Annotated in this window: 20 protein-coding genes; 11 read left to right on the plus strand and 9 right to left on the minus strand. The window is 53.2% G+C overall.

The annotated features are described in order from the left end of the window. Positions 1-15 precede the first annotated feature (15 nt). The 3 genes from L855_RS04925 to L855_RS04935 all read left to right on the plus strand — a co-directional run bounded on the left by L855_RS04925 (position 16) and on the right by L855_RS04935 (position 2,997). Positions 16-309, plus strand: coding sequence for an NAD(P) transhydrogenase subunit alpha part 2 (locus L855_RS04925; protein WP_068787869.1), 294 nt, complete (start codon positions 16-18; stop codon positions 307-309). Beyond that, positions 306-1,715 (plus strand): NAD(P)(+) transhydrogenase (Re/Si-specific) subunit beta, encoded by a 1,410-nt coding sequence (locus L855_RS04930; RefSeq protein WP_159784908.1) that lies wholly within the window; start codon positions 306-308, stop codon positions 1,713-1,715. Before L855_RS04925 ends, L855_RS04930 begins: the two co-directional genes overlap by 4 nt. Positions 1,716-1,983: 268 nt before the next feature. Continuing rightward, positions 1,984-2,997 carry a cysteine hydrolase family protein gene (locus L855_RS04935; protein WP_159784911.1) on the plus strand — a complete coding sequence of 338 codons (1,014 nt, stop codon included), beginning with the start codon at positions 1,984-1,986 and terminating at the stop codon, positions 2,995-2,997. Here the strand turns inward: L855_RS04935 and L855_RS04940 are convergent. The 4 genes from L855_RS04940 to ebsA all read right to left on the minus strand — a co-directional run bounded on the left by L855_RS04940 (position 2,994) and on the right by ebsA (position 5,850). Continuing rightward, positions 2,994-3,434 carry an MAPEG family protein gene (locus tag L855_RS04940; RefSeq protein ID WP_343039236.1) on the minus strand — a complete coding sequence of 147 codons (441 nt, stop codon included), beginning with the start codon at positions 3,432-3,434 and terminating at the stop codon, positions 2,994-2,996. The genes L855_RS04935 and L855_RS04940 overlap by 4 nt on opposite strands. A gap of 10 nt (positions 3,435-3,444) precedes the next feature. Continuing rightward, positions 3,445-3,951, minus strand: coding sequence for a DNA recombination-mediator protein A (locus L855_RS04945; protein ID WP_159784916.1), 507 nt, complete (start codon positions 3,949-3,951; stop codon positions 3,445-3,447). Positions 3,952-4,185: 234 nt separating this feature from the next. Continuing rightward, positions 4,186-5,271: a phosphotransacetylase family protein gene (locus L855_RS04950; protein ID WP_159784919.1), complete on the minus strand. Its 1,086-nt coding sequence runs from the start codon at positions 5,269-5,271 to the stop codon at positions 4,186-4,188. A gap of 201 nt (positions 5,272-5,472) precedes the next feature. Then, positions 5,473-5,850 carry a type IV pilus biogenesis protein EbsA gene (gene ebsA, locus L855_RS04955; protein ID WP_159784922.1) on the minus strand — a complete coding sequence of 126 codons (378 nt, stop codon included), beginning with the start codon at positions 5,848-5,850 and terminating at the stop codon, positions 5,473-5,475. 206 nt (positions 5,851-6,056) lie between these two features. Here ebsA and L855_RS04960 point away from each other — a divergent pair, with 206 nt between their 5' ends. Then, on the plus strand, positions 6,057-7,493 hold the full coding sequence (locus tag L855_RS04960; protein WP_159784925.1) for a glycosyltransferase family 2 protein: 1,437 nt from the start codon (positions 6,057-6,059) through the stop codon (positions 7,491-7,493). Here L855_RS04960 and L855_RS04965 read toward each other — a convergent pair. Then, entirely contained in the window at positions 7,490-9,556 is a 2,067-nt protein-coding gene (locus L855_RS04965; protein WP_159784928.1) for a DNA polymerase III subunit gamma/tau, read from the minus strand. The two genes, L855_RS04960 and L855_RS04965, sit on opposite strands and share 4 nt — an antisense overlap. 294 nt (positions 9,557-9,850) lie before the next feature. Then, a complete protein-coding gene (locus L855_RS04970; RefSeq protein ID WP_159784932.1) occupies positions 9,851-10,606 on the minus strand; it encodes a peptidylprolyl isomerase in 756 nt (251 codons plus the stop codon). Between the two features lie 264 nt (positions 10,607-10,870). Between L855_RS04970 and L855_RS04975 the strand changes: the two genes are divergently transcribed. The 4 genes from L855_RS04975 (at position 10,871) to L855_RS04990 (ending at position 14,054) form a co-directional block, all read left to right on the plus strand. Continuing rightward, the gene (locus L855_RS04975; RefSeq protein ID WP_159790967.1) at positions 10,871-11,569 is read left to right on the plus strand and encodes an N-acetylmannosamine-6-phosphate 2-epimerase; all 699 of its coding nucleotides are present in this window, start codon (positions 10,871-10,873) and stop codon (positions 11,567-11,569) included. A 72-nt stretch (positions 11,570-11,641) separates the two neighbouring features. Then, positions 11,642-13,072, plus strand: coding sequence for a slr1306 family protein (locus L855_RS04980; protein WP_159784935.1), 1,431 nt, complete (start codon positions 11,642-11,644; stop codon positions 13,070-13,072). Between the two features lie 298 nt (positions 13,073-13,370). Continuing rightward, the gene (cspE, locus tag L855_RS04985) at positions 13,371-13,583 is read left to right on the plus strand and encodes a transcription antiterminator/RNA stability regulator CspE (RefSeq protein ID WP_159784938.1); all 213 of its coding nucleotides are present in this window, start codon (positions 13,371-13,373) and stop codon (positions 13,581-13,583) included. Positions 13,584-13,784: 201 nt separating this feature from the next. Next, positions 13,785-14,054: a YciI family protein gene (locus L855_RS04990; protein ID WP_159784941.1), complete on the plus strand. Its 270-nt coding sequence runs from the start codon at positions 13,785-13,787 to the stop codon at positions 14,052-14,054. Positions 14,055-14,076: 22 nt separating this feature from the next. Here the strand turns inward: L855_RS04990 and pgeF are convergent, their stop codons facing one another. Further along, complete coding sequence (pgeF, locus tag L855_RS04995) at positions 14,077-14,874, minus strand: peptidoglycan editing factor PgeF (protein ID WP_159784944.1); 798 nt, start codon at positions 14,872-14,874, stop codon at positions 14,077-14,079. Positions 14,875-15,071: 197 nt separating this feature from the next. Between pgeF and L855_RS05000 the strand changes: the two genes are divergently transcribed. Together L855_RS05000 and L855_RS05005 are read left to right on the plus strand one after the other, a co-directional pair. Beyond that, entirely contained in the window at positions 15,072-15,776 is a 705-nt protein-coding gene (locus tag L855_RS05000) for a biotin--[acetyl-CoA-carboxylase] ligase (RefSeq protein WP_159784947.1), read from the plus strand. A gap of 126 nt (positions 15,777-15,902) precedes the next feature. Next, positions 15,903-17,270 carry a M23 family metallopeptidase gene (locus L855_RS05005; RefSeq protein ID WP_159784950.1) on the plus strand — a complete coding sequence of 456 codons (1,368 nt, stop codon included), beginning with the start codon at positions 15,903-15,905 and terminating at the stop codon, positions 17,268-17,270. A gap of 31 nt (positions 17,271-17,301) precedes the next feature. Here the strand turns inward: L855_RS05005 and tsaB are convergent, their stop codons facing one another. Then, positions 17,302-17,949, minus strand: coding sequence for a tRNA (adenosine(37)-N6)-threonylcarbamoyltransferase complex dimerization subunit type 1 TsaB (gene tsaB, locus L855_RS05010; RefSeq protein ID WP_159784953.1), 648 nt, complete (start codon positions 17,947-17,949; stop codon positions 17,302-17,304). A gap of 205 nt (positions 17,950-18,154) precedes the next feature. Here tsaB and L855_RS05015 point away from each other — a divergent pair, with 205 nt between their 5' ends. Beyond that, complete coding sequence (locus L855_RS05015; protein WP_068787852.1) at positions 18,155-18,478, plus strand: DUF1825 family protein; 324 nt, start codon at positions 18,155-18,157, stop codon at positions 18,476-18,478. Here the strand turns inward: L855_RS05015 and L855_RS05020 are convergent. Next, positions 18,475-20,355 (minus strand): transglycosylase domain-containing protein, encoded by a 1,881-nt coding sequence (locus tag L855_RS05020; RefSeq protein WP_192924997.1) that lies wholly within the window; start codon positions 20,353-20,355, stop codon positions 18,475-18,477. The genes L855_RS05015 and L855_RS05020 overlap by 4 nt on opposite strands. Between the last annotated feature and the right edge of the window lie 97 nt (positions 20,356-20,452).

Here is a 20,452-nt window from a genome sequence, read left to right on the forward strand (position 1 = left end):
CAGAGGAATTTTGACATGACTGACCCGATTATTGCCGCACTGTTTATTTTTGTCCTCGCCTCCTTTGCTGGCTTTGAGGTCATCAATAAAGTGCCCCCCACCCTACATACCCCCCTAATGTCCGGGGCGAATGCCATTTCCGGCATTGCCCTGTTAGGGGCCATCGTTGTGGCGGGCGATCGCGACTGGAACGTAACCGTGATTCTCGGACTCGTGGCCGTCGTCTTCGCCACCATTAACGTTGTCGGCGGCTTCCTCGTCACCGACCGTATGCTGCAAATGTTCAAGAAAAAAGAGGCTAAAGCATGAGCGACTTTTTGCCAACTGGCATTCAATTGAGCTATCTGGTGGCCGCGTCCTTGTTCTTCGTCGGCTTGAAGCGCCTCGGCTCACCTGCAACTGCACGCCAAGGCAATCGTCTGGCCTCTCTGGCTATGCTCGTGGCGATCGTGGCAACCCTTCTCGATCGCCAGGTTCTCAACCACCAGATGATTTTGCTGGGGATTGCCATCGGCTCTGTCATCGGGGCCATCACGGCTCAAAAAGTGGCGATGACCTCCATGCCCCAATTGGTTGGGCTGTTTAATGGCTTAGGGGGTGCAGCGTCGGCCTTGGTGGCTATGGCTGAGTTTTGGCATTACTTCGACCTCACCGCTGAACCCAATGCTGGCTCAACGATCACGGTTATGTTAGGGGTTCTGATTGGGGGGGTCACCTTTACTGGCTCCCTAGTTGCCTTTGCCAAGCTTCAAGGGCTGATCTCAGGGTCTCCCATCACCTTTCCCCTGCAACAACCCTTTAACGCCGCTTTACTGGCCAGTTTCCTCATTGGGAGTGGCTATCTGGTGGCCACCTCCCCAACCCCCTCTCTGTTTCTGGGCTTGGTCGCCATTTCCCTCGTGTTGGGGATTATGTTTGTCATCCCCATCGGCGGCGGGGATATGCCGGTGGTCATCTCCCTGCTGAACTCCTTTTCTGGGTTAGCGGCGAGTGCGGCTGGGTTTGTGGTGATGAACAATATGCTCATTATCGCTGGGGCCCTGGTGGGTGCATCGGGGATCATTCTCACGATCATCATGTGTAAAGGCATGAACCGCTCCCTGACGAATGTCTTGTTTGCTGCCTTTGGTACTGGAGAAAGTGGCGGAACAGCAGCCGCAGGCGGTAGCGCTCAAGGGGACAAGGTGGTTCGCAACATTGACCCCGAAGAATGCGCCATGATGCTCGGTTACGCCCGTTCTGTGGTCATTGTCCCCGGCTATGGCATGGCGGTGGCTCAAGCGCAGCATTCGATTCGTGAACTGGCGGATCAGCTCGATAAGATGGGCGTGGAGGTGAAGTATGCGATTCACCCCGTCGCTGGACGGATGCCCGGTCACATGAACGTGTTACTGGCTGAAGCCAATGTCCCCTATGATGCCCTCTATGATATGGATGACATCAATCCTCAGTTTGAGGAAACGGACGTGGCCTTGGTGATTGGCGCCAATGATGTGGTCAATCCCTCGGCTCAAACCCAGAAAGATAGCCCGATTTATGGGATGCCGATTATTCAGGTCGATCGCGCCAAACATGCGATCGTCATTAAACGGGGTCTCAGCACCGGGTTTGCTGGGGTTGATAATGAGTTGTTCTACCGCGACAAAACCATGATGTTATTTGGCTCAGCCAAGGAGATGGTTTCGAAGCTGGTCGCGGAAGTGAAGCAGCTCTAAGGTTCCCTGTTTCTCGGATGACCCAATTTTTCAGGGTCTTTGGGATATACGGGTTCATCTGTTGAATTGCAGACAAAATTGTAGGGGCGGACAAAACTTCGCCCCTATGATTAAGTCTTTTGATGGTCCCTCAATTTGACTGATAACCCTAAACTAAAAAAGCAACACAAATTATACTAAAACTTGTTATAAAACTGGGTTTATTGATTATTGTATTGAATTATTTTTTGTCAATAAATGTCTGTTCTTGATTGTCTGCGAACCATTTATGTTGCCTCCTTGGTTTAATCCAGAAACTGTTGACGATGTCTGGCGAGTTCCTTATGGCGATCGCGCCCAAGACGCTCACAATTGGCAAAAACAGCATCAGATTCGAGCGGCTTGTGAAGATACACAGCGCATCGGATTACTCTTAATTGATGTGCAAAATACGTTTTGTATCCCAGGATTTGAACTCTTTGTTGCCGGACGCAGTGGCAAGGGGGCAGTGGACGATAACCGGCGGCTTTGCGAGTTTATCTATCGTCACTTGGGGCAGATTACAGAGATTATCCCCACCCTAGACACCCATAGTGCGTTGCAGATTTTTCACCCTGCATTTTGGGTAAATGAGGCGGGGGATCATCCTGCTCCCATGAGTACCTTAGACCTCGCGGAGATTGAGGCCGGAACCTGGCGAATTAATCCAGAGATTGTTCCCCTGTTACCCATCGACATTGATGGGGATGCCTATGCACGTCATTATGCTCGGCAACTGACCCAAGAGAGTAAGTATCCTTTGACTATTTGGGCTTACCATGGCATGACCGGTGGCATTGGCCATAGTTTAGTCGCCGCTGTTGAAGAAGCCTGTTTTGTTCATAGCTTAGTCCGTCGTAGCCCCACCCGCTACGAACTCAAGGGATATCACCCTCTCACGGAGAATTACTCGGTCTTAAAACCTGAAGTAACTACGACCCCTGACGGTCGAGTGATTGGCCAAAAAAACACAGATCTGATTGAGCATCTGCTTGACTTTGACCAGCTGATTATTGCCGGCCAAGCTAAAAGTCACTGTGTGGCTTGGACGGTTCGAGATCTGTGTCAAGAGATTCGCGATCGCCATCCTGAACAGGCGGACAGCATTGCCCAACGGATCTATCTGCTAGACGACTGCACCTCAGCAGTGGTAATTCCGGGTGTCGTGGACTTTACCGAAGCGGCTGAAGCGGCCTTCGCTGAGTTTGCCGCGATGGGGATGCAGCGAGTTTCGTCTCAATCCTCCTCAGACTGGCTAGGTTAGAGACTGGGATGGAATCCCGCAGCATCCAAGCCAACCGCAAACAGCAGCAACGTGGCTAGACTGCAGACGATAAACGAGGCTGACCGTAACAACGGCACATTTAAGATATAACAGGCCGAATAGGCAACACGAGAGGCCAAGAAAACCAACGCCGCCGAGGTTGTTGTCGCCGATCCTCCGTTAGTGATGTAGGCCATGAACGCCGCCGCTGCAAACGGTAGGAACGTCTCGAAAGAATTCTGATGTGCCCAAGTGGCCCGTTGTGCATAGGCCGGGAGACGATCAAACATGGCACGCGGGGCAGCGAGATCATATCCCACCCGAAAGCGAGCATAACCGACCCAAAGGTAGGGCAAATAAATTAATGCCGCCGCGATCGCGATCGCCAACAGCAAGATCAGCGAGTCAGACCATTGGATAAACATCAAGGTACTCAACGCTAAGGCATCAATCGAAATAAAACAGCGTCACGATTTTACGCTGGTCTTCTGCATCACGGCAGGTTTGCAGCAGGGTGTGACTGTCATGGAAGGCAAAGCAAATTAACTGCTGACAGCGGCTAATAATCTCCAAGTTACAGTTGGCACTGGCTTCAGCTAGGGACAACTCATCATGTTCTGGATGTTCCACCAAGTGCATGACTTGATCGAGCTGTTTGCGGGACTCCTTCCCTTGACGTTTTAGGCTTTGCGGAAGAATCACCGTTAACTGATTGGGATCAGCACGCATGGCTCCGCGAATCGCAGCGGAATTGGTGCCGGTTGCCCCTGAGGTGATTAGGCGATTTCCTCCTAAGACCAGGGCATAACTCATCACCTCAATTAGATGTTGATGAGTGATAGGAACATGACGCGACCCGAGAATCGCGATGCGTTTGGAACCGGACTGCTGAATAGCAGCCAGCTCTTGTAGAAAAACGTCAACTTTCTCGGAAGTCTCTGTAGTTTGACTCAAAGACAGTACGACGGGAACTGAACGACGCAAGTATTGTAACAGACAGAACGCTTTTGCGGGGGAGAAGGGGAAAGAAGGCAGTAGGCAACAGGCAACAGGCAACAGGCAACAGAAAAGAGTTGGGGGCGTACTGCACCAGTAGTACGCCCCCGCTTCCTTTGGGTAGTCAGCTATCCCTGAGATGGATTTTGGCCTCAGTGGGGAAATTTAAACCTCAGTCAGGGGCTGAAGTCCTTATCCTCGATCTCTTAACTCCAGTAGGTTGAGGAGCCGATCAATCTGCAAATGTTCTTGGGCCATCTGATAGATGTAGTCCAGCTTCATCGGTTCTCGGACTGGTGTGCGGCCAAACATGGCATCGAGAAGTTCGACGGTGGTTAGGGTGTCTCGTTCAACAGAGATGACCGGAATTTCTACCTCTTCGGCCCGATTCAGAACTAAATCACTCGGGGTTAGGTGATGTCCCGTGAGAATCAGACAGTGAGTAGCCGTCTCCAAGGCAGCCAGTTGAATGTCCGCGCGATCGCCCCCCGTCACAATGGCGGTGTTGAAGCTTTGCTGAAAGTATTTCACCGCCGAATTAACGCTCATGGCGCCAATCTGGATGCTCTCAATCATCAAATCCAGACGCTCCTTCCCACAAAGCACCTCGGCGTCAAGATTTTTGACCACATCCTGCACACTGACACTGCGTAGCAAGGCACTATGGGGTAGAATGCCCACCACGGTAATGCCCGAGCGTTCCAAAAAGGGTTGTACGCCAGTCTGAACCTGATCTAACTCATCCGTGGGGACATTGTTGAGGATAATCCCTAAGGGGCGATCGCCCAACTGAGCCTTCGCCGAGAGAACTCGGTCAATGGTTAACATCGAGTCATAGCGAACCACCAACAGAACTGCGGCATCAACCCGTTCCGCCAATTGGGGTAGAGACAGATCAAAGCTACGTCCCTCCGATAAGCTCGTGGGACCTTCCCACATCACCAAGTCCACATCGGGGATCGGTAAGCCTTGAACTAGGGCCATGTAATCCGTGACATCTTCCCCTTGCAGCCGTTTCGCCAACATCTCCGGTGATAGGGTTAGGATCGGCGATTGGACGCGATCGCCACTCAGATTTAACTGTTGGGCGATAAAATCCACTTCTGCCTTAATCAGCATTGACCCCTCCGATGAGCTGCTCGCAGGAGCCAAGGGTTGTCCAATGGCGAATTCAAGACCGGTTTTTTGCAGTTGATGCGCCAGTCCCAAGAGACTAGAGGTTTTGCCACTATAGGGTTCAATCGACCCAACGATTAGATATTTGGGGGGGTTCGGCACGCTAGACACTCCTTTTCCATGGTGTGAGATGACTGTAGACACAACTCACCGTCACCGTGTTCACTCTTCAATCTACTGTGAGCCGTTAAACTTCATAGTAACTGTATCAAGGGTGACCTTCCCTAGATTTTTCTGCGATCGCTCCGGCACCGCCAAACTGACCGGATCTCCTTGGTGTCAGGGTCTTGCGGCAAATTGAGGTTACTCATCGACATCTAAGAGTTTGTGATAAAACCCCTTAGAGAAATCGACAACTCGATATTTCTTAAAGATAATCAGCAGTTCGATGACAAAATTAAGAAACTCATAATTGGCCATCGTGGTCTCGTAGCTCAAATCGGCATTCGCGTCGAACTGCAAGCGACAGCGGGTCGGATCGGCCGGGAGGCTTGAGACATTCCAGGTGGCCACGAAGGGAATATTCTTGCCCCCCTCAATGCGACGCTCTCCTTCGAGGTTCCCCTTCTCGTACAGGCCAATGGCCAGGGGCAAGGCGCTGCGTTGATTGTTGGTCTTATAGTACGGAAGGTAAACCATCACCTTCGCCTTGGGAGCCGGTTGCAGATTTTCCAGTGACATAGTTAGGAGACTGAATAGGTAACGTCTTGTGGGATGGGCGAGACTCCGCCAATCCACCATTGATCATTTTGACATCCCCTATGAATTTCTCCCTAGAGAGCGTCAAATCTGATCTTGGGGGTTACTTTGATATATTTTGAAACTGTAGCCCCAAAACTTGGCTTAATGCCATTTTGAGTGAGAACGCAGCACAACGACCCCCAACTATGCCGGTAAATTTTTGGTTTGATCGCAATCCCTCTCAACCCTGGGAACCCTTGACGACGATTTTGTCCGACCGCCCCTTGGACAAGGCCGCCTCAGTCTCTTCAGCGTCAACCCGGGCCTCATCCTATCGAGGGTATGCCGGACGACGAGGTAAAGCCGCCGTGATGTTACTGCTGATTTGGGGGGGGATGATTAGCTTGCATTTCCTCTCCTGGGGGGTCTGGGTCATCTGGGGACTCACCGGTTTAGTGGGGGTTCATGGTCTGAGGACGATTCTATCCTCTCCTCCCCGTCGTCAACTGACATCCGTATCGACCTCCATCTCTAGGGAAACTCCGCCCCCCTACGTCTCGTTTCTGATCCCGGCCAAAAATGAGGAAGCGGCGATCGCCCCCTTGATTGAGATGTTAGATCAACTGGACTATCCGGGCGATCGCTATGATATTTGGGCCATTGACGACAACAGCAGCGACGGAACCCCAGAACTGCTCGATACCCTAAGCCAGCAATATGACCGTCTACAGGTCTTGCATCGGGACCACACGGCTCGCGGCGGCAAATCCGGCGCTCTCAATCAAGCGGTACGACTGGCCCAAGGGGAGATTATCGCGATCTTTGATGCCGATGCCCAGGTCAGTTCAGACTTCCTCTGGCGAGTCTTGCCCCTGTTCGAGGGCGATCGCGTCGGCGCCGTCCAGGTTCGTAAGGTTATCAGCAATGCCAGCGACAACCTCTGGACTCAGGGACAACGCCTGGAAATGATTTTAGATGCCTATCTCCAAGAACAACGAGTTGCCCTGGGCGGAATTGGCGAACTGCGGGGCAACGGACAAGTCATTCGACGTAGTGCCCTAGAACGCTGTGGCCATTTCAACGAAGAAACCATTACCGACGACTTGGACTTAACCCTACGGCTCCATCTGGATCACTGGGACATTGATTGTGTCACCCTGCCCACCGTTCGCGAGGAAGGGGTCACCCAGCCCCTGGCCCTGTGGCATCAACGCTCTCGTTGGGCCGAAGGAGGCTACCAACGCTATCTCGACTATTGGCGACTCCTGTGCGGCCGGCGGCTGAGTCTGTCCAAACGCTTCGATTTACTGGTCTTCCTGTGGATTCAATATCTCTTACCCACAGCAGCCTTACCGGATTTACTCCTCTCCCTCGTACGAACTCGCCTGCCCCTGCTTAGCCCCATGACCACGTTAACCATCAGTCTCTCTCTTGTCTGGATGGGCCTGGGCTTACGACGGGTAAATCGTCAAGAAGGCAAACAACCGCCCTTGCCCCTACTACTGCGAGATACCATTCAGGGAACCCTCTATATGCTACATTGGCTCTTGGTCATGGTCGCCACGACCGCCCGCCTAGCAGTTCGCCCCAAACGGCTCAAATGGGTGAAAACAGTTCACCGAGGCGTACAGGAGTCTCACTAGAGTTCAAAGTCCAGGTCATCGTCTAAATCGACCACATGGCCATTGAAGAACTGGGCAAACTGTTGAGCCACCTGATGCAGTTTGTCAACCTCCCAACTGCCCTCAGCGTCTTGAGGGTCAGTAGCAGCAGCCATAGACCCCAGTTGAGTTTGGTTTTGAGAACCGAGAGGGTCTTCCGCCCCCTGGACTGCCTCAGCCGCAACGGTTCCTGGGGACTGAGAATGACCGTTACTCTCGATGGGAGCTGTCTGTGGTTCCGGGGGACTGACCGATGCAGACTCTTCCCAGGGAGGAGTCTCTACTGTCGTTGTGCCTCTAGCCGGCTCAGATGACCCGAAAGAGGCGTCAGTCGGTGGGGAAGGGGTTACGACGGCCACAGAGGGGGCAGAGGCTGTGCCGTTAGGGGAGGGCGGCAACGCTTGGGGATGAGAGGTGGGGGGGCTGGAGCCTCCAACTTGTCCCTGGGCGGGGCCAATTTTGACGCGGATGGTTTTATGTAGGGTGTTCTGGAAGGCCGCTTCAATGTCAGTAACTTTGGTTTCTGCCATTTTGATGAGGGCTTTCGGTACGCCAATCTGGGCAGTTTGACCATCAAAACTCAGCAAACGCCCCTGTTGGCGTAAGAGTTCTCGGGTAGCCCGGAATTCGATATTTTCCAGAACTTGCTGCCAGACTTGGGGCAAATTATGGGAACCTGTGGCTTCGGGTGCGGGGTCTGGAGGGGGGGGAGAAGGGCTGGGGGCTGGCTCTTGGCTTGAAGTCTGGGGGGCTGGGGAGTGAGTTCTAGCGGCTGGGCTGGGGGTGATGGCGGGTTGAACGGGAGCTTGAGGTGCCGGAGTGGGGGGGATGGCAGGTTGAACGGGAGCCTGAGGTGCTGGAGCGGGAGCCACAGGCGCCACAGAAGCCATGGGAGTTGATACCGCCTGGGATGGGGTCAGGGGGGCGTTAGACGGGGGAGTTTGGGGCGGCTGCAAGTTCGCCGGAAGTAACCCCAGTAAGGTAACTTCTAACCAGAGACGGGGTTGGGTGGTATGGCGAACCTGAGAATCGCAGGCGCGTAAGTGCTGGGAACCGGCCAGAATGAGGCGTTCGTCCCACTGCTGGGCGAACTGACAGAGGGCCTCCCAAGTTTGGGCCGTCACGGTGACGAGATCGTTGCGGTGGGGGGCGGTTTTGGCGATGAGTAAATCTCGATAGAAGGCGGCGAGATTTTGCATGACAATGGGGGGTTCTCGTCCGCGATCGAGGAGATAGCGACATTGTTCTAAGACTTGTTGAGGGTTGTTTTGGGCGATCGCCTCCAGCAAGGTCAGCAAATCCCGTTCTGGGACGGCTCCCACTAAATCCCAGACTCGTTCGACGTCGATTTCTTCGGGTAACAAGCTCAGTTGATCGAGAACGCTCTCGGCATCTCGCAATCCTCCCTGAGCCAGTTGAGCAATGAGGGTAAGGGCGTCATCGGTGATGGCGATGGCCTCTTCCTCGGCGATATAGCGCAAATGCCCGGTCATAGCATCGAGGGCAATGCGGCGATAGTCAAACCGTTGACAGCGAGAAATAATGGTGGGTAAAACTCGCTGCGGATCGGTGGTAGCCAGGATGAAAATAACGTGAGCTGGGGGTTCTTCTAGGGTTTTTAATAGGGAGTTGAATGCCGCCGTACTGAGCATATGGCATTCGTCGATAATATAGACTTTGTAACGGGCTTGGACTGGGGCAAATTGGGCCCGTTCGATGAGTTCACGAATGTTATCAACGCCGGTGTTACTGGCGGCGTCAATTTCAATGACATCGAGGGCTGAGCCTCGGGCAATGCTGCGGCACGCGTCACAGGTTCCGCAGGGGGTTGCGGTGGGGCGATCGCTAGTCAAGCAGTTTAGGGATTTGGCAAAAATCCGCGCACTGGAGGTTTTCCCCGTTCCCCGAGGCCCACAAAATAGGTAAGCCGGTGCGATCCGTTCTTGGCGAATGGCATTGGTTAGGGTACTGGCGATCGCCGACTGTCCAACGAGATCGGCAAAGGTGGCAGGACGATATTTGTGGTGTAAAGGCTCATAAACCACGATCAAAAACTGGGTAAAGGCTGGGGGAGATAGTTTAAGGGTTAAGCATCGAAAACCCAAGTCGATTTGAGGCTTTCTTGTCGTTAACAGTTGGGCTTGCTTTATGGCTTGCCTAACTCAGTTAAAATAATAGTTTTTGCCATGCTTTCATTATACCGCCCATTCAGGTCTTTGTAAATTTAATTTGGTGCAAAAAAATGCCTCCCACAAGCCATGACATTACTGGGGCAACCCAAATCATCATGACGTTGCTGGAGGCATTTCGGCTCAGGGAGTCAACCGTAGCCTGAGGCGCTATTCAACATTCAATTTAATTTCATGGTCCTTGAGTTGATTTTGCAGCCATTGAGCGAAAAATCGCTCTTCTAGTTGTTTGCGTAAATCTCCTTCATAGGCGGCGGGTAAAATCTGCTCAATCCGGAGAATGGTATAGCGTCCTTCCACTTCTAGCGGACCAATAATATCCCCGGTACCATGTCCAGCTAACTGACCACGAATTTCTGGTGGAAGTTGTCCCATTTGTAAGGTTCCCATCAGTCCACCCACGGAACTATCATTGGTCACCGAATGCTGTTTAGCCAACGCCTCAAAGGTCGCCGTTCCGCTACTGAGTTGCTGCTGAATCTCATTGGCTAGAGCTTGAGCTAAAACCACAATCCGCGACAAAACAATGCGATCTAACGCTGCTTTGTTCTCGTTGAAATACTTGCGAGACTCCTGGCTGATTTCCTTTTGCTTGAGCACTTCGACTCGTAAAGATTCAGAGACTCGTTTTTGGAAAGACTCATAGGTCAGCCCTTGAGATTTAAGCCATTCCTCAAAGCGAGTTGGGTCTGTGAGGTTGTTTTGAGTTCGGAAGTTAACGATCGCCTGTTCAATTTGTTGAGGTTCCACTGCAATATCCAAGCGGTGGCTCAAGGTTTGTTCAATGATGTGGCGGTAGAGAATCCGCTGAATGAACTTCGGGAGATCTCCCGTGGTATTGAGATAACCAATGGCTTGTTTTAGAGAAATTGCCTGGTCATCAATGGTAATGAAATTTTCAGTCATAATCTGTGTCTGTAATGTGAACAGGGGCAACCCCCAGATTTCCTGATACTTTAGGCCGAGCCTGTGATCCGACCAATCGGGGTAATGGGACGTACATCTGAACTGGACGTATCCGATGCCAGTCGCCCGTGATGTTGACTGACATCAGCAAGTGAGAGGTTCCCTCGATCGCACCTTAACGCAATCTCCACAACAGACCATAAAGGTAGGGACCCGAACTCTGGCACAATAGCCCCTAGATTCTGATTGTCCTCAAACCTGCCCATGGCGATCGCCCACTCCTCCCTCCTCTCCTCTTTACAAGGGGGACTGATTATATCCTGTCAAGCCCCGCCTGATTCTCCTCTTCATGTGCCTGAGATTATTGCCGCGATGGCAGAAGCCGCCGTCAACCAAGGGGCTGTGGGAATTCGGGTGGATAGTCCCGCTCATGTGCGAGCCGTGCGTCAGCGATTACCCAAGATTCCTCTGATTGGTTTATGGAAGCAAGTCTCGGCTGACAGTGACGTTTACATCACCCCACAATTCCACCATGCTGAGGCCATTGCCCAAGCCGGGGCAGACATTATCGCCCTCGACGCCACAGAACGGCCTCGTCCCCAGGGAGACACGTTAGCGGAGATAGTGCAACGAGTCCAGGAGAAACTGGAAATCCCCATGATGGCCGATATTGATAGCCTAGAGGCCGCTCGGGTAGCTCATCAGCTTGGGATTGAGATTATCGGAACCACCCTCTACGGCTATACGGCCGCCACCGCTGAACAATCGCCGCCAGCCTGGGAACTCCTCTCAGATCTGGTTCGGGATTGTCCCGGATTCATTATCTGTGAAGGGGGAATCAGCTCCCCCGAGATGGCACAACGGGCGATCGCCCTCGGGGCCAATGCTGTTGTCGTCGGCACCGCGATTACGGGGATTGATATGCTGGTTCAACGCTATCGCAGCGCAATACTGGGGCAGTAGCCGAACCGATTTGACGGTACGATGGAAAGCAGCCCCTTGTCATCTGGGGTCGCAGCATTGTGGTGAGTAATCATGCTAGGGATAGTCAAGCAACCAATTCTCGTCTTTGGTCTGGGAGCCTCAGGGGCCCTATGGCTTTTTGACAGTTTAGGGAATCGATTTACAGATTTCGGAGACTGGGGAGTCTGGGGGTTAATCATTGTGGGGATAGCCGTTTGGCGGCTCGGAGGCCGTCGGCCCGTCCCCTCGGCCGATCCTCTGCCCAGCCAGTTTAACCGAGCGGAAGTGGAGCAGGCCTTAAACCGCGTTCGTCGCAGCCTAGAGGTATTGGCCACCGAAACGGATACCTCTTCAGCTCTGGAGGGGTTTCAGGAGCGTCTAGAGGCTCTGGAGCAAACGGACGAACGCCGTCCCCTTACCCTTGGGGTGACGGGCCGTAAAGCGGTGGGAAAGACCGCCCTGGTTCAAGCGTTACAGAAACAACTGGCCCAAGGTTCAACCCTAGAGGTGCAGATTCAGGATTTACCCTCTTGTCTCCAGCGAGAGGATGTGGCTCTGCTGGCGGAGGCTCGACAGGCGGATATTCTTTTACTGGTGACAGATGGGGATCTGCGCGAATCAGAGTTAGATTTGGTTCAGAGGATTGCCGCCACGGGACAGGCCCTGCTGTTGGTCTGGAACCAAAGCGATCGCCATCCTCCTGAACAACAGGCACAGATTCTCGGTCGCATTCGCCAACAGGCCGAACCCTACTTAAGAGGCGATCGCATTCTGGCCATTGCTGCGGCCCCAAGTCCCATTGAAGTTCGCCAGTATAAAACCGACAACAGCATTGAAACGTCCACCACCACCCCTCCTCCCGAACTCGCCTCTCTCAGTGAGTGTTTAGAGACTCTCCATGGGGATGCCCCCAGCCTCATTTGGGCGACTACCTACCGCGCGGCTCGATCCCTGCGGGCAGAGATTCGCCAGGACATCAATCGTCTGCGTCGCCAGCGGGCCCTGCCAGTCATTCGTCAATCTCAATGGATTGCTGCTGCTGCCGCGTTTGGGAATCCCGTTCCCAGTTTGGATTTACTCGCCACCGCTGCCGTCAATGTGCAGTTAGTGATGAACTTAGGCAAAATCTATCAGCAAAAACTCTCCCTGGAGCAGGCCAAGGTGGCCGCGAAAACCTTAGCTGAGGTCTTAGTCAAGCTGGGGTTAGTGGAGGTCTCAACTCAGTTGGTGACCGCCGCCTTGAAACAAAACCCTATCACCTTTGTCGCCGGTGGGGCAACTCAGGGGCTAAGTGCGGCTTATCTGACCCACATTGCCGGCTTGAGTTTGATCGAGTACTTTGAGGACTGTGATGAGACAGCTCAGACGAGTCAGGCTGTGGCCTTAAATGGGGAGCGGTTTGCCAGCATTGTTAAACAGGTGTTTGAGACCAATCGCCGTAAGACCTTTGTCCAATCCCTGATTCGTCAAGCGGGCGATCGCTTTGCCACAAAAACAGCTTAACTTTTGCTTAAGAAACAGCTAAACCCCTTAGCCCTGAAGCCAAGGTCAAAGATATCTGGCCAAATGTCTTCAGGCTAGGGGTACAGTCAGCGAAAAAATCCCCAATTGAGGGTTGACAGTTTAGATATCTTTTTGTTAGAATAGCCAGGCAACCTAAAAATTGAAGTCTTGAGGGAATCGGCGTTCAACCACAGAACGGTCAAGAAAGAACGAGATAGACCAGACCCCCAGACTCATTGTGGAGACTTCCGAGTTTTCTTTGACCAAATCCAGTTTTTACCCAGGATACACCGAAATTATGTCAAGTCAAGTTACCGGAACCGTAAAATGGTTTAACGAAGAGAAAGGATTTGGTTTCATCACCCAAGAAAATGGGGGACCTGATGTATTTGTGCATTTCCGAGCCATCCTACAAGAAGGGTTTAAAACCCTTGCCGAAGGGCAAAAAGTCCAGTTTACCGTTGAACAAGGACAAAAAGGACCTCAAGCGCAAAACGTCACCCTACTCTAGGATTTCCGGTTAATCAATTAGGAAATTCATTTAAGCCCCGATTTTCGGGGTTTTTTGCTGTCCAAAGGCAGTTAAGCTTCAGGCTATTGCCTATTGCCTATTGCCTATTGCCTATTGCCTATTGCCTATTGCCTATTGCCTGTTCCCTGTTCCCTGTTCCCTGTTCCCTGTTCCCTGTTCCCTGTTCCCTATTCCCCCATCATGCCTTGGTTTGCCAAAATTGAAAGCGGTATTGTCGATAAATCTACCTTTGATCAGTATGTTCCGGATCATATTGACTATGTGAAACAACTCAACCAAAGGGGACATCAGGCCAAAAGTGGTTATTGGAACCGCCGAGGTGGGGGAATGTTGCTGTTTGAAGCCGAATCGATGCAAGAGGCGGAAGCCATTGTCCAGCAAGACCCGCTGGTTTTAAATAACTGTGTCACCTACGATCTCTATCAATGGTGTCTCGTCGTCGGGGACTAACCGCTTTCCCTAGGGGTTCGTGTCAGGTTGTGACCGTTGGGGCAACGATTCCTGACCATTGCACATATTTTTTCCGGGTACGACGATAGGAGAAAAACCGCTCATCGTCTTGATAGGTACAATGGGGCGCAATGGCGATTTGTTCAGGAGCTAACCCCAGACGATACAGTTGGTGCAAAATCGCCCGCCGCACATCAAGGCGGACTTTTCCGGGTTCGGTATCCGGTAAGACGGGAGTATCGTCAAATCCCGAGAGGGCCGCAATCATGGCTTCGGCTTCTTGTTTCGGGTTCCCCGGTAAAAGCGTCGCCGCCACCTGAGCTGCTACATCCAGGGAGACTTGATACACATCCCCAGAAATTGCCGGCCCGAGAGCAACTCGTATGTCTGCACTTTGGCTCCCCCGATTCCAGAATTGAGCGATCGCCTCCGGGACAATTTTAGCCGCCGTTCCTCGCCAGCCAGAGTGAATGGCCGCGACGCGTCCTTGAGCGATATCCCCTATCAACACCGGGGTACAGTCAGCAGTACAGACCCAGACTGACTCGTTGGTGCGATCGCTCAACAGTCCATCGGCCTGGGGGAGAGTTTCCTTCCGAGATGCCTCGGACATCGGGGGGAGCGATCGAGTGTCGGCGATGACATTGCCATGAACCTGATGCGTCCGGTAAACTACGGCATCAGCCGTTAACCCTTCAACTAGCGTGAGTGGAGAATCGGGACGAAACTCTCGTGTGAAAAACCCGTGAGGGAACGGGTCCAGAAGACGACAGGTTAGATAGGATTTCCCCTGCCAAGTCTGCCATTGCCAAGCATCCATAGAACCTTTAAGGAGTTAAACAAAGATCAACTTGTGTGAGGAGCGATGGCACATCATAGCAACATCGAGATAACACGCCCATTGATAATGCCTGAGACCCTTATGAATACCGAGTTCTGGGCTCATCCTCTGTTCGTTATCCGTTATGTATTGCTATCCTATGCCTCATGGTAGTTTAAATTGGAGCAGCGGGTGCGATGGGTGAGACTCCACTTTTATCCAGTTCCCGGATTGAGGGGGCGATCGCCACCCTGGAACCAGCCTTAAAGAGCTATTTTCACATCACAGCCGAGGATATCGTCTCCTCCACTAATCAACTCCTCTGGGAGCGCGTAGAATCCGGATGTCCACCGGGAACAGTTATTCTGGCCTCGCGTCAAACATCAGGACGAGGACAACGGGGCCATCACTGGCTCTCAGAACCTGGGGGACTCTATTTGTCAGTCTGTGCGACCCCCACCAACCTTGCTGCTCGCGATGGCTCTCAACTGACCCTGGCCAGTGCTTGGGGAATTGCTGTGAGCCTGCGAGAGGCTGAGATTCCGGTGTCTCTTAAATGGCTCAATGACATTTTTTTGCAGGGTCGTAAACTTGGAGGGATTCTCACAGAAACCCGTCTTCAGGGCGATCGAATCACCACAGCCGTGATTGGCGTGGGGGTCAACTGGAGTAATCCCGTCCCGGAGGTGGGGATTAACCTCCATGAGTTCTGGGCAAATCACCCGGAATCTCGGCCCTGTTCCTTGGAAATGTTGGCAGCTCGCGTTCTTGTTGGCATTGAATGGGGACTGTATCGACTTCAGCATCGGGGCATCGAGGCCATTCTTCCGGAGTATCAACAGCTCCTACAAGGGGATTGGAGCCAGTCGTCGCCATTGGCGAACCATCACGGCCAACCCTGATCTCAGGGGAGGTTTGATAGAATCGAGTCCTCAACGGATCAATTCATGTACTAGGATGTCATTTGTGCGATCGCTTGTATCCTGGATCAAGATGACAGAGATCGCGATCGCCACTTACGGGGAGATATGCAAAAACGTTCCACTCATACACACCTTTCACTATCCTTATTCGTTCAAGGACTCGGTTGGCTCGGCGGCTTAAGTCTGCTCGGAAGCGGTTTTGTCTTTGCCAAAGGCCCTTATAACCCCGATCTGCACATTCAGGAAAAAGTCCCGGACTACTCACCGAATCCCGTCGACTCAACCCCGGATTACGCCCCTGAGCCAGTGGCCCCTAGCCCCACCTATAGCCCAGACCCCGCTCCCATCTACCAAGAACCGGCGGCAGGATATTACGATAACTCCTATCAGGCTCCCGTAGAAGCCCCAGCTCCCGTAGAACCGCCCCGAGCAACTCCAGAGCCGGACCGCGCGCCTGAGTCTCATCAGGGGGTATCTCCCGATGCTGTCTTTGAGAGTCAACTGCAACGAGAGTCCATCGCTCCGCCTGAGCCTCTCAACCGCCCCCAACTCGATCGCCCCAACCTCTCCCCCCAACATAGCTACGTCGACGACACCGACTACAGCCTCGGGGCCACCACCGCCCAAGACTCTCAGGTGGTGGTCTTTGAAGAACGCTCTACTGGTTGTGAAGCGCGGGTGAGTGGACGAGTGAGTGGACAACTCTGTAACCCTACTCCAGCCCAATCTCAGCCTAGTCCTGGTAACGGGTTGCCATCCACGCGGGTGGCCTCGGGGAGTTCGTCCCCCTCTCAACCCGCTAGCGGGGGTCAGAGTACCGCCACCTATCGTCCCGGTCCAGCCCCTGCATCCTCTGGCTTTACCGCCAGTTCTCAGCCCAGTGGTGGTTCCCAAGTGGCCAACAACGCCAATCGCACCCCCTCGGTGAATGTGGATTATGCTCAGATGCGAGCGCAACTCCTGCGAGACATGGCTGTTCAGCCCTTAGAACGGAGTTTCCGGGCCCGCGATCGCCGTCTCATCTTCCCTCTGTCCATTCCCGCACCCATCAGTTCCTTCTTCGGTTGGCGACATCACCCCATCGCCGGGGTTCGTCGCTTCCATGCCGGAACCGATATTGCCGCCCCCACCGGAACCCCCGTCTTAGCGGCCTTTTCCGGCAAAGTGGCCACCGCAGAAATGCTAGGGGGCTATGGCTTAACGGTCATCCTGGAACATAACGAGGGAACCGCTGAAACCCTCTATGCTCACCTATCCCAATTGTTAGTGCGTCCCGGTCAGGAAGTCCAGCAAGGACAAGTCATCGGCCGTGTCGGCAGTACGGGCTTTTCGACCGGGCCTCACCTGCATTTTGAGGTCAAACAACTCAGCGAACAAGGTTGGGTTCATCTCGATCCAGGCCTGCAATTGGAACTGGCCCTCGAAGATCTGATTAACCAAATGCAAGTGGCCAGAACCTCAGAGGGCAATTAGAGTCATAGACCCGGCGGAACTGTCCCGGGGTCTAGTGAACCGGGTGTTGTCCGTAAAAGGGTAGGGCCTGGGACCAGGATGGGCGTTGTCCGGCCTGATAGTCCTGCCAAGCTAAGTCCAGGAGACTGGTCACCGACCCCGCGAGATCGTCTTCCTGGGCTTTGATGAGATAGTAGGGCGATCGCCACTGATCGAGCAGCGACGTCCAATCCTCAAAACTGCGGGCGGTATCCGTCACTAGGGTGGTTAGTCCCCGGCCCTCTTTCGCTGGCTTATAAATCGCCGTAAAGAGTTCTCCTCGGGATGCCACCAATTGCACCGCCAGATCGCAATCTGGGGGAATAGTGGCGTCCTGCCGTCGTCGTTGGTGGGCGATCGCCTCTAAACTAGAGATGGCAAACAGAGGCAGCTCTAACTGTTGTGCCAGAGTGCGGGCGGTGACCAGGCCAATACGGGTTCCCGTGAAGCTTCCCGGCCCCTTGGCGATCGCCAAAAAGACCAGATCAGCCCAGCTAAGAGGCCCCATAAATTCCCGTAAATAGCCATGTAACTCCGACGAGAGCGATCGCCCCAGGAGCCAGGTCTGCGAGCGGCTTGATGCCTCAGAGAACTCTTCCTGACTCAGAGCCAAACCCAGGCGAGCTGTGGTCGTATGTAACGCGAATCCGTAACCAGTCATGATAAGTCAAGCCGACCCCTTCCAGAGTCGGCGGTTGGGTTTTCCCGACCTGTCCCCATGGTCAAGGGCAACAGGCCTGTTTTAAGATATAAATCAGATTGGGTTCAGCCTTGGGGTTTTTTGCAACCGGTCTAATCCTTGGCCAACCATGCCAAACCCAATGGCGTTATCTGCCACACCGTGAGTTATATCAAGGGCATTAAGAATGGGTTTTTTTGATTCTGAGATTGTTCAACAAGAAGCCAAACAACTCTTTGAAGACTACCAGTCTCTCGTCGAGCTTGGCAGTAAGTATGGCAAGTTTGACCGCGAAGGTAAAAAACAATACATCGAGCGGATGGAAGAGATGATGGAACGTTACCGCGTCTTCATGAAACGGTTTGAGTTGTCGGAAGACTTCATGGCCCAAATGACCGTCCAACAACTCAACACCCAACTCAACCAGTTTGGCATCACCCCGCAACAAATGTTTGATCGGATGCACGAAACCCTAGAACGGATGAAAGCCGAACTGCAACAACAGCCCTAGGGACGGTCAAACTCCGCTGGCGATCGGAAGTTCTGGACGGGTTCGTTCGCCAGATACTGCCGCATGAAGTCCCGCCAAACCGGCGCGACGAATCCGCCACCGGTTGCCCCATAGGACAGGGGCATATTGTTGTCGTGGCCAGCCCAAACCGCCACAGAAAGCTGAGGCACATAGCCCACAAACCAGATATCCCGCTGGGAGGAGGTGGTCCCCGTTTTCCCGGCGGCGGGACGATCCATTTGCGCTGAAGTCGCCGTTCCTTGGGAAATCACCCCTTGCATGGTTTCCGTCAGAGCAGCGGTGGCCCAGGGGTCAAGCACTAACCGGGGTCTGGGGGTATTATCGAGCATCACATTGCCTTTGCTGTCCGTGACCTGAGCAATCAGAGTCGTATCGGACCGCCAGCCATTACTGGCAAAGGTGGCGAAGGCTCCCGCCATTTCTAAAGGCGTTAAGTCCACAGAACCGAGAGGCAGGGAAATCACCGGGTCAATGGGACTTTCAATCCCCAACAGCCGCGAGACTTCTACCACCCGATTCAAGCCAATTTCCTGGCCAATCTTCACCGCCGGGATATTGAGGGAGACCTCAATCGCCTTACGAATACTGACCACTCCTGAAAAACTACCGCCGTAGTTACGGGGAGTATATAACCCATCCCCATCGGGATAGCTAATGGGACTGTCATTGACCGGGGTTTCTGGGCCGTAGTTCCCCGTGGCGAAGGCGGCATAATAGACAAAAGGTTTGAAAGCCGACCCCGGTTGTCGTTGCGCCTGTGTGGCTCGGTTAAACTGACTTTGATTGTAGTCATACCCTCCCACTAAGGCTTTGACAAAGTTGGTGCGGGGGTCAACAGCGGCCAGGGCTAATTGTCCCTGTTCAAAATCCCGATAGAGTCCTTGGTTAAACAGGCGAGTATGCCACTCTCTGACCGTTCGCTCAGCCATCCGTTGCGTATTCAGGTCAACGGTGGTTTGCACTCGCATCCCCCCCTTACTCAGGGTATCCCGTCCGAATCGCTCCGTCAGTTCTTCGACGACTGCCCCGGTGACATAGGGGGATAGGCTGGTGGAAAAGGAGGATACATTCCCCAGGCGGATGGGTTGCTCTCGGGCTTCCTGGGCCTCCTCGGGGGTAATCCATTTCAACTCCACCATCCGGTTGAGGACGATGGCTTGTTGCCGTTTGGCCAGTTGGTAGTTGACAAAGGGGCTATATTCTTCAGGAGCCTGAATTAGCCCTGCCATCATGGCCGCCTCAGCCAGGGTTAAATCTCGCGCCGATTTATTGAAATAACTTTGGGCGGCAGTTTCGGCCCCATAGAGGTTATGACCCCAGTACACCTGATTGAGATACAGTTCGAGCAGTTCATTTTTCTCCAGAATCTGCTCAAGACGAATCGCCAAGACAGCCTCGGCCACCTTACGGCTAAATTCCCGTTCTGGGGTCAAGAAGAGGTTTTTGACCAGCTGCATTGTCAGGGTGGATGCCCCCTCAACGGTGGCTCCTGATTCTAGGTTGGTTAAGCCAGCCCGGATAATTGCCCCCGGATTAATGCCCTGGTGAACGAAGAAGTGACTATCTTCAATGGCGAGAACCGCCAATTTCAGGTTGTTGGAGATTTCATCAAAGGGGATAACTTCTCGATTTGCCTCATCATGGATGCTCAGAAGTAGCTGACCATTGATATCGTAGATATGGCTGGTCTCCGTGGGCATATAGCTCCGTAATACCCGCACATCGGGAAGATTACGGAAACTAATCGCCAGTCCGACCAATCCGCCAGCTACGACAGAACTTCCTAGAAGTGTCGTTCCGAGTAATGTACTGGCCGTGACCTTGCCAACTGCTTGCGCAAAGCGAAACAGTTGCATGGGGACTTGGCTCGTTCGTTTTCGATTTTGCCGAATGGTGTTACCTGACACAAAGCGCCTTCCTTACCAACGTCTGTTCTGAGGACTATTTAACTCG

The sequence above is a fragment of the Sodalinema gerasimenkoae IPPAS B-353 genome (genome assembly GCF_009846485.1).
In the GTDB taxonomy this organism is placed as follows: Bacteria; Cyanobacteriota; Cyanobacteriia; order Cyanobacteriales; family Geitlerinemataceae; genus Sodalinema; species Sodalinema gerasimenkoae.

Excerpts from the sequence above, each read along its gene's own strand:
- L855_RS04925 (WP_068787869.1), top strand. The coding sequence starts at position 16 with ATGACTGACCCGATTATTGCCGCACTGTTTATTTTTGTCCTCGCCTCC.
- L855_RS04930 (WP_159784908.1), top strand. The coding sequence starts at position 306 with ATGAGCGACTTTTTGCCAACTGGCATTCAATTGAGCTATCTGGTGGCC.
- L855_RS04935 (WP_159784911.1), top strand. The coding sequence starts at position 1,984 with ATGTTGCCTCCTTGGTTTAATCCAGAAACTGTTGACGATGTCTGGCGA.
- ebsA (WP_159784922.1), bottom strand. The coding sequence starts at position 5,850 with ATGTCACTGGAAAATCTGCAACCGGCTCCCAAGGCGAAGGTGATGGTT.
- L855_RS04960 (WP_159784925.1), top strand. The coding sequence starts at position 6,057 with ATGCCGGTAAATTTTTGGTTTGATCGCAATCCCTCTCAACCCTGGGAA.
- L855_RS04970 (WP_159784932.1), bottom strand. The coding sequence starts at position 10,606 with ATGACTGAAAATTTCATTACCATTGATGACCAGGCAATTTCTCTAAAA.
- L855_RS04975 (WP_159790967.1), top strand. The coding sequence starts at position 10,871 with ATGGCGATCGCCCACTCCTCCCTCCTCTCCTCTTTACAAGGGGGACTG.
- L855_RS04980 (WP_159784935.1), top strand. The coding sequence starts at position 11,642 with ATGCTAGGGATAGTCAAGCAACCAATTCTCGTCTTTGGTCTGGGAGCC.
- cspE (WP_159784938.1), top strand. The coding sequence starts at position 13,371 with ATGTCAAGTCAAGTTACCGGAACCGTAAAATGGTTTAACGAAGAGAAA.
- L855_RS04990 (WP_159784941.1), top strand. The coding sequence starts at position 13,785 with ATGCCTTGGTTTGCCAAAATTGAAAGCGGTATTGTCGATAAATCTACC.
- pgeF (WP_159784944.1), bottom strand. The coding sequence starts at position 14,874 with ATGGATGCTTGGCAATGGCAGACTTGGCAGGGGAAATCCTATCTAACC.
- L855_RS05000 (WP_159784947.1), top strand. The coding sequence starts at position 15,072 with ATGGGTGAGACTCCACTTTTATCCAGTTCCCGGATTGAGGGGGCGATC.
- L855_RS05005 (WP_159784950.1), top strand. The coding sequence starts at position 15,903 with ATGCAAAAACGTTCCACTCATACACACCTTTCACTATCCTTATTCGTT.
- tsaB (WP_159784953.1), bottom strand. The coding sequence starts at position 17,949 with ATGACTGGTTACGGATTCGCGTTACATACGACCACAGCTCGCCTGGGT.
- L855_RS05015 (WP_068787852.1), top strand. The coding sequence starts at position 18,155 with ATGGGTTTTTTTGATTCTGAGATTGTTCAACAAGAAGCCAAACAACTC.
- L855_RS05020 (WP_192924997.1), bottom strand. The coding sequence starts at position 20,355 with ATGCAACTGTTTCGCTTTGCGCAAGCAGTTGGCAAGGTCACGGCCAGT.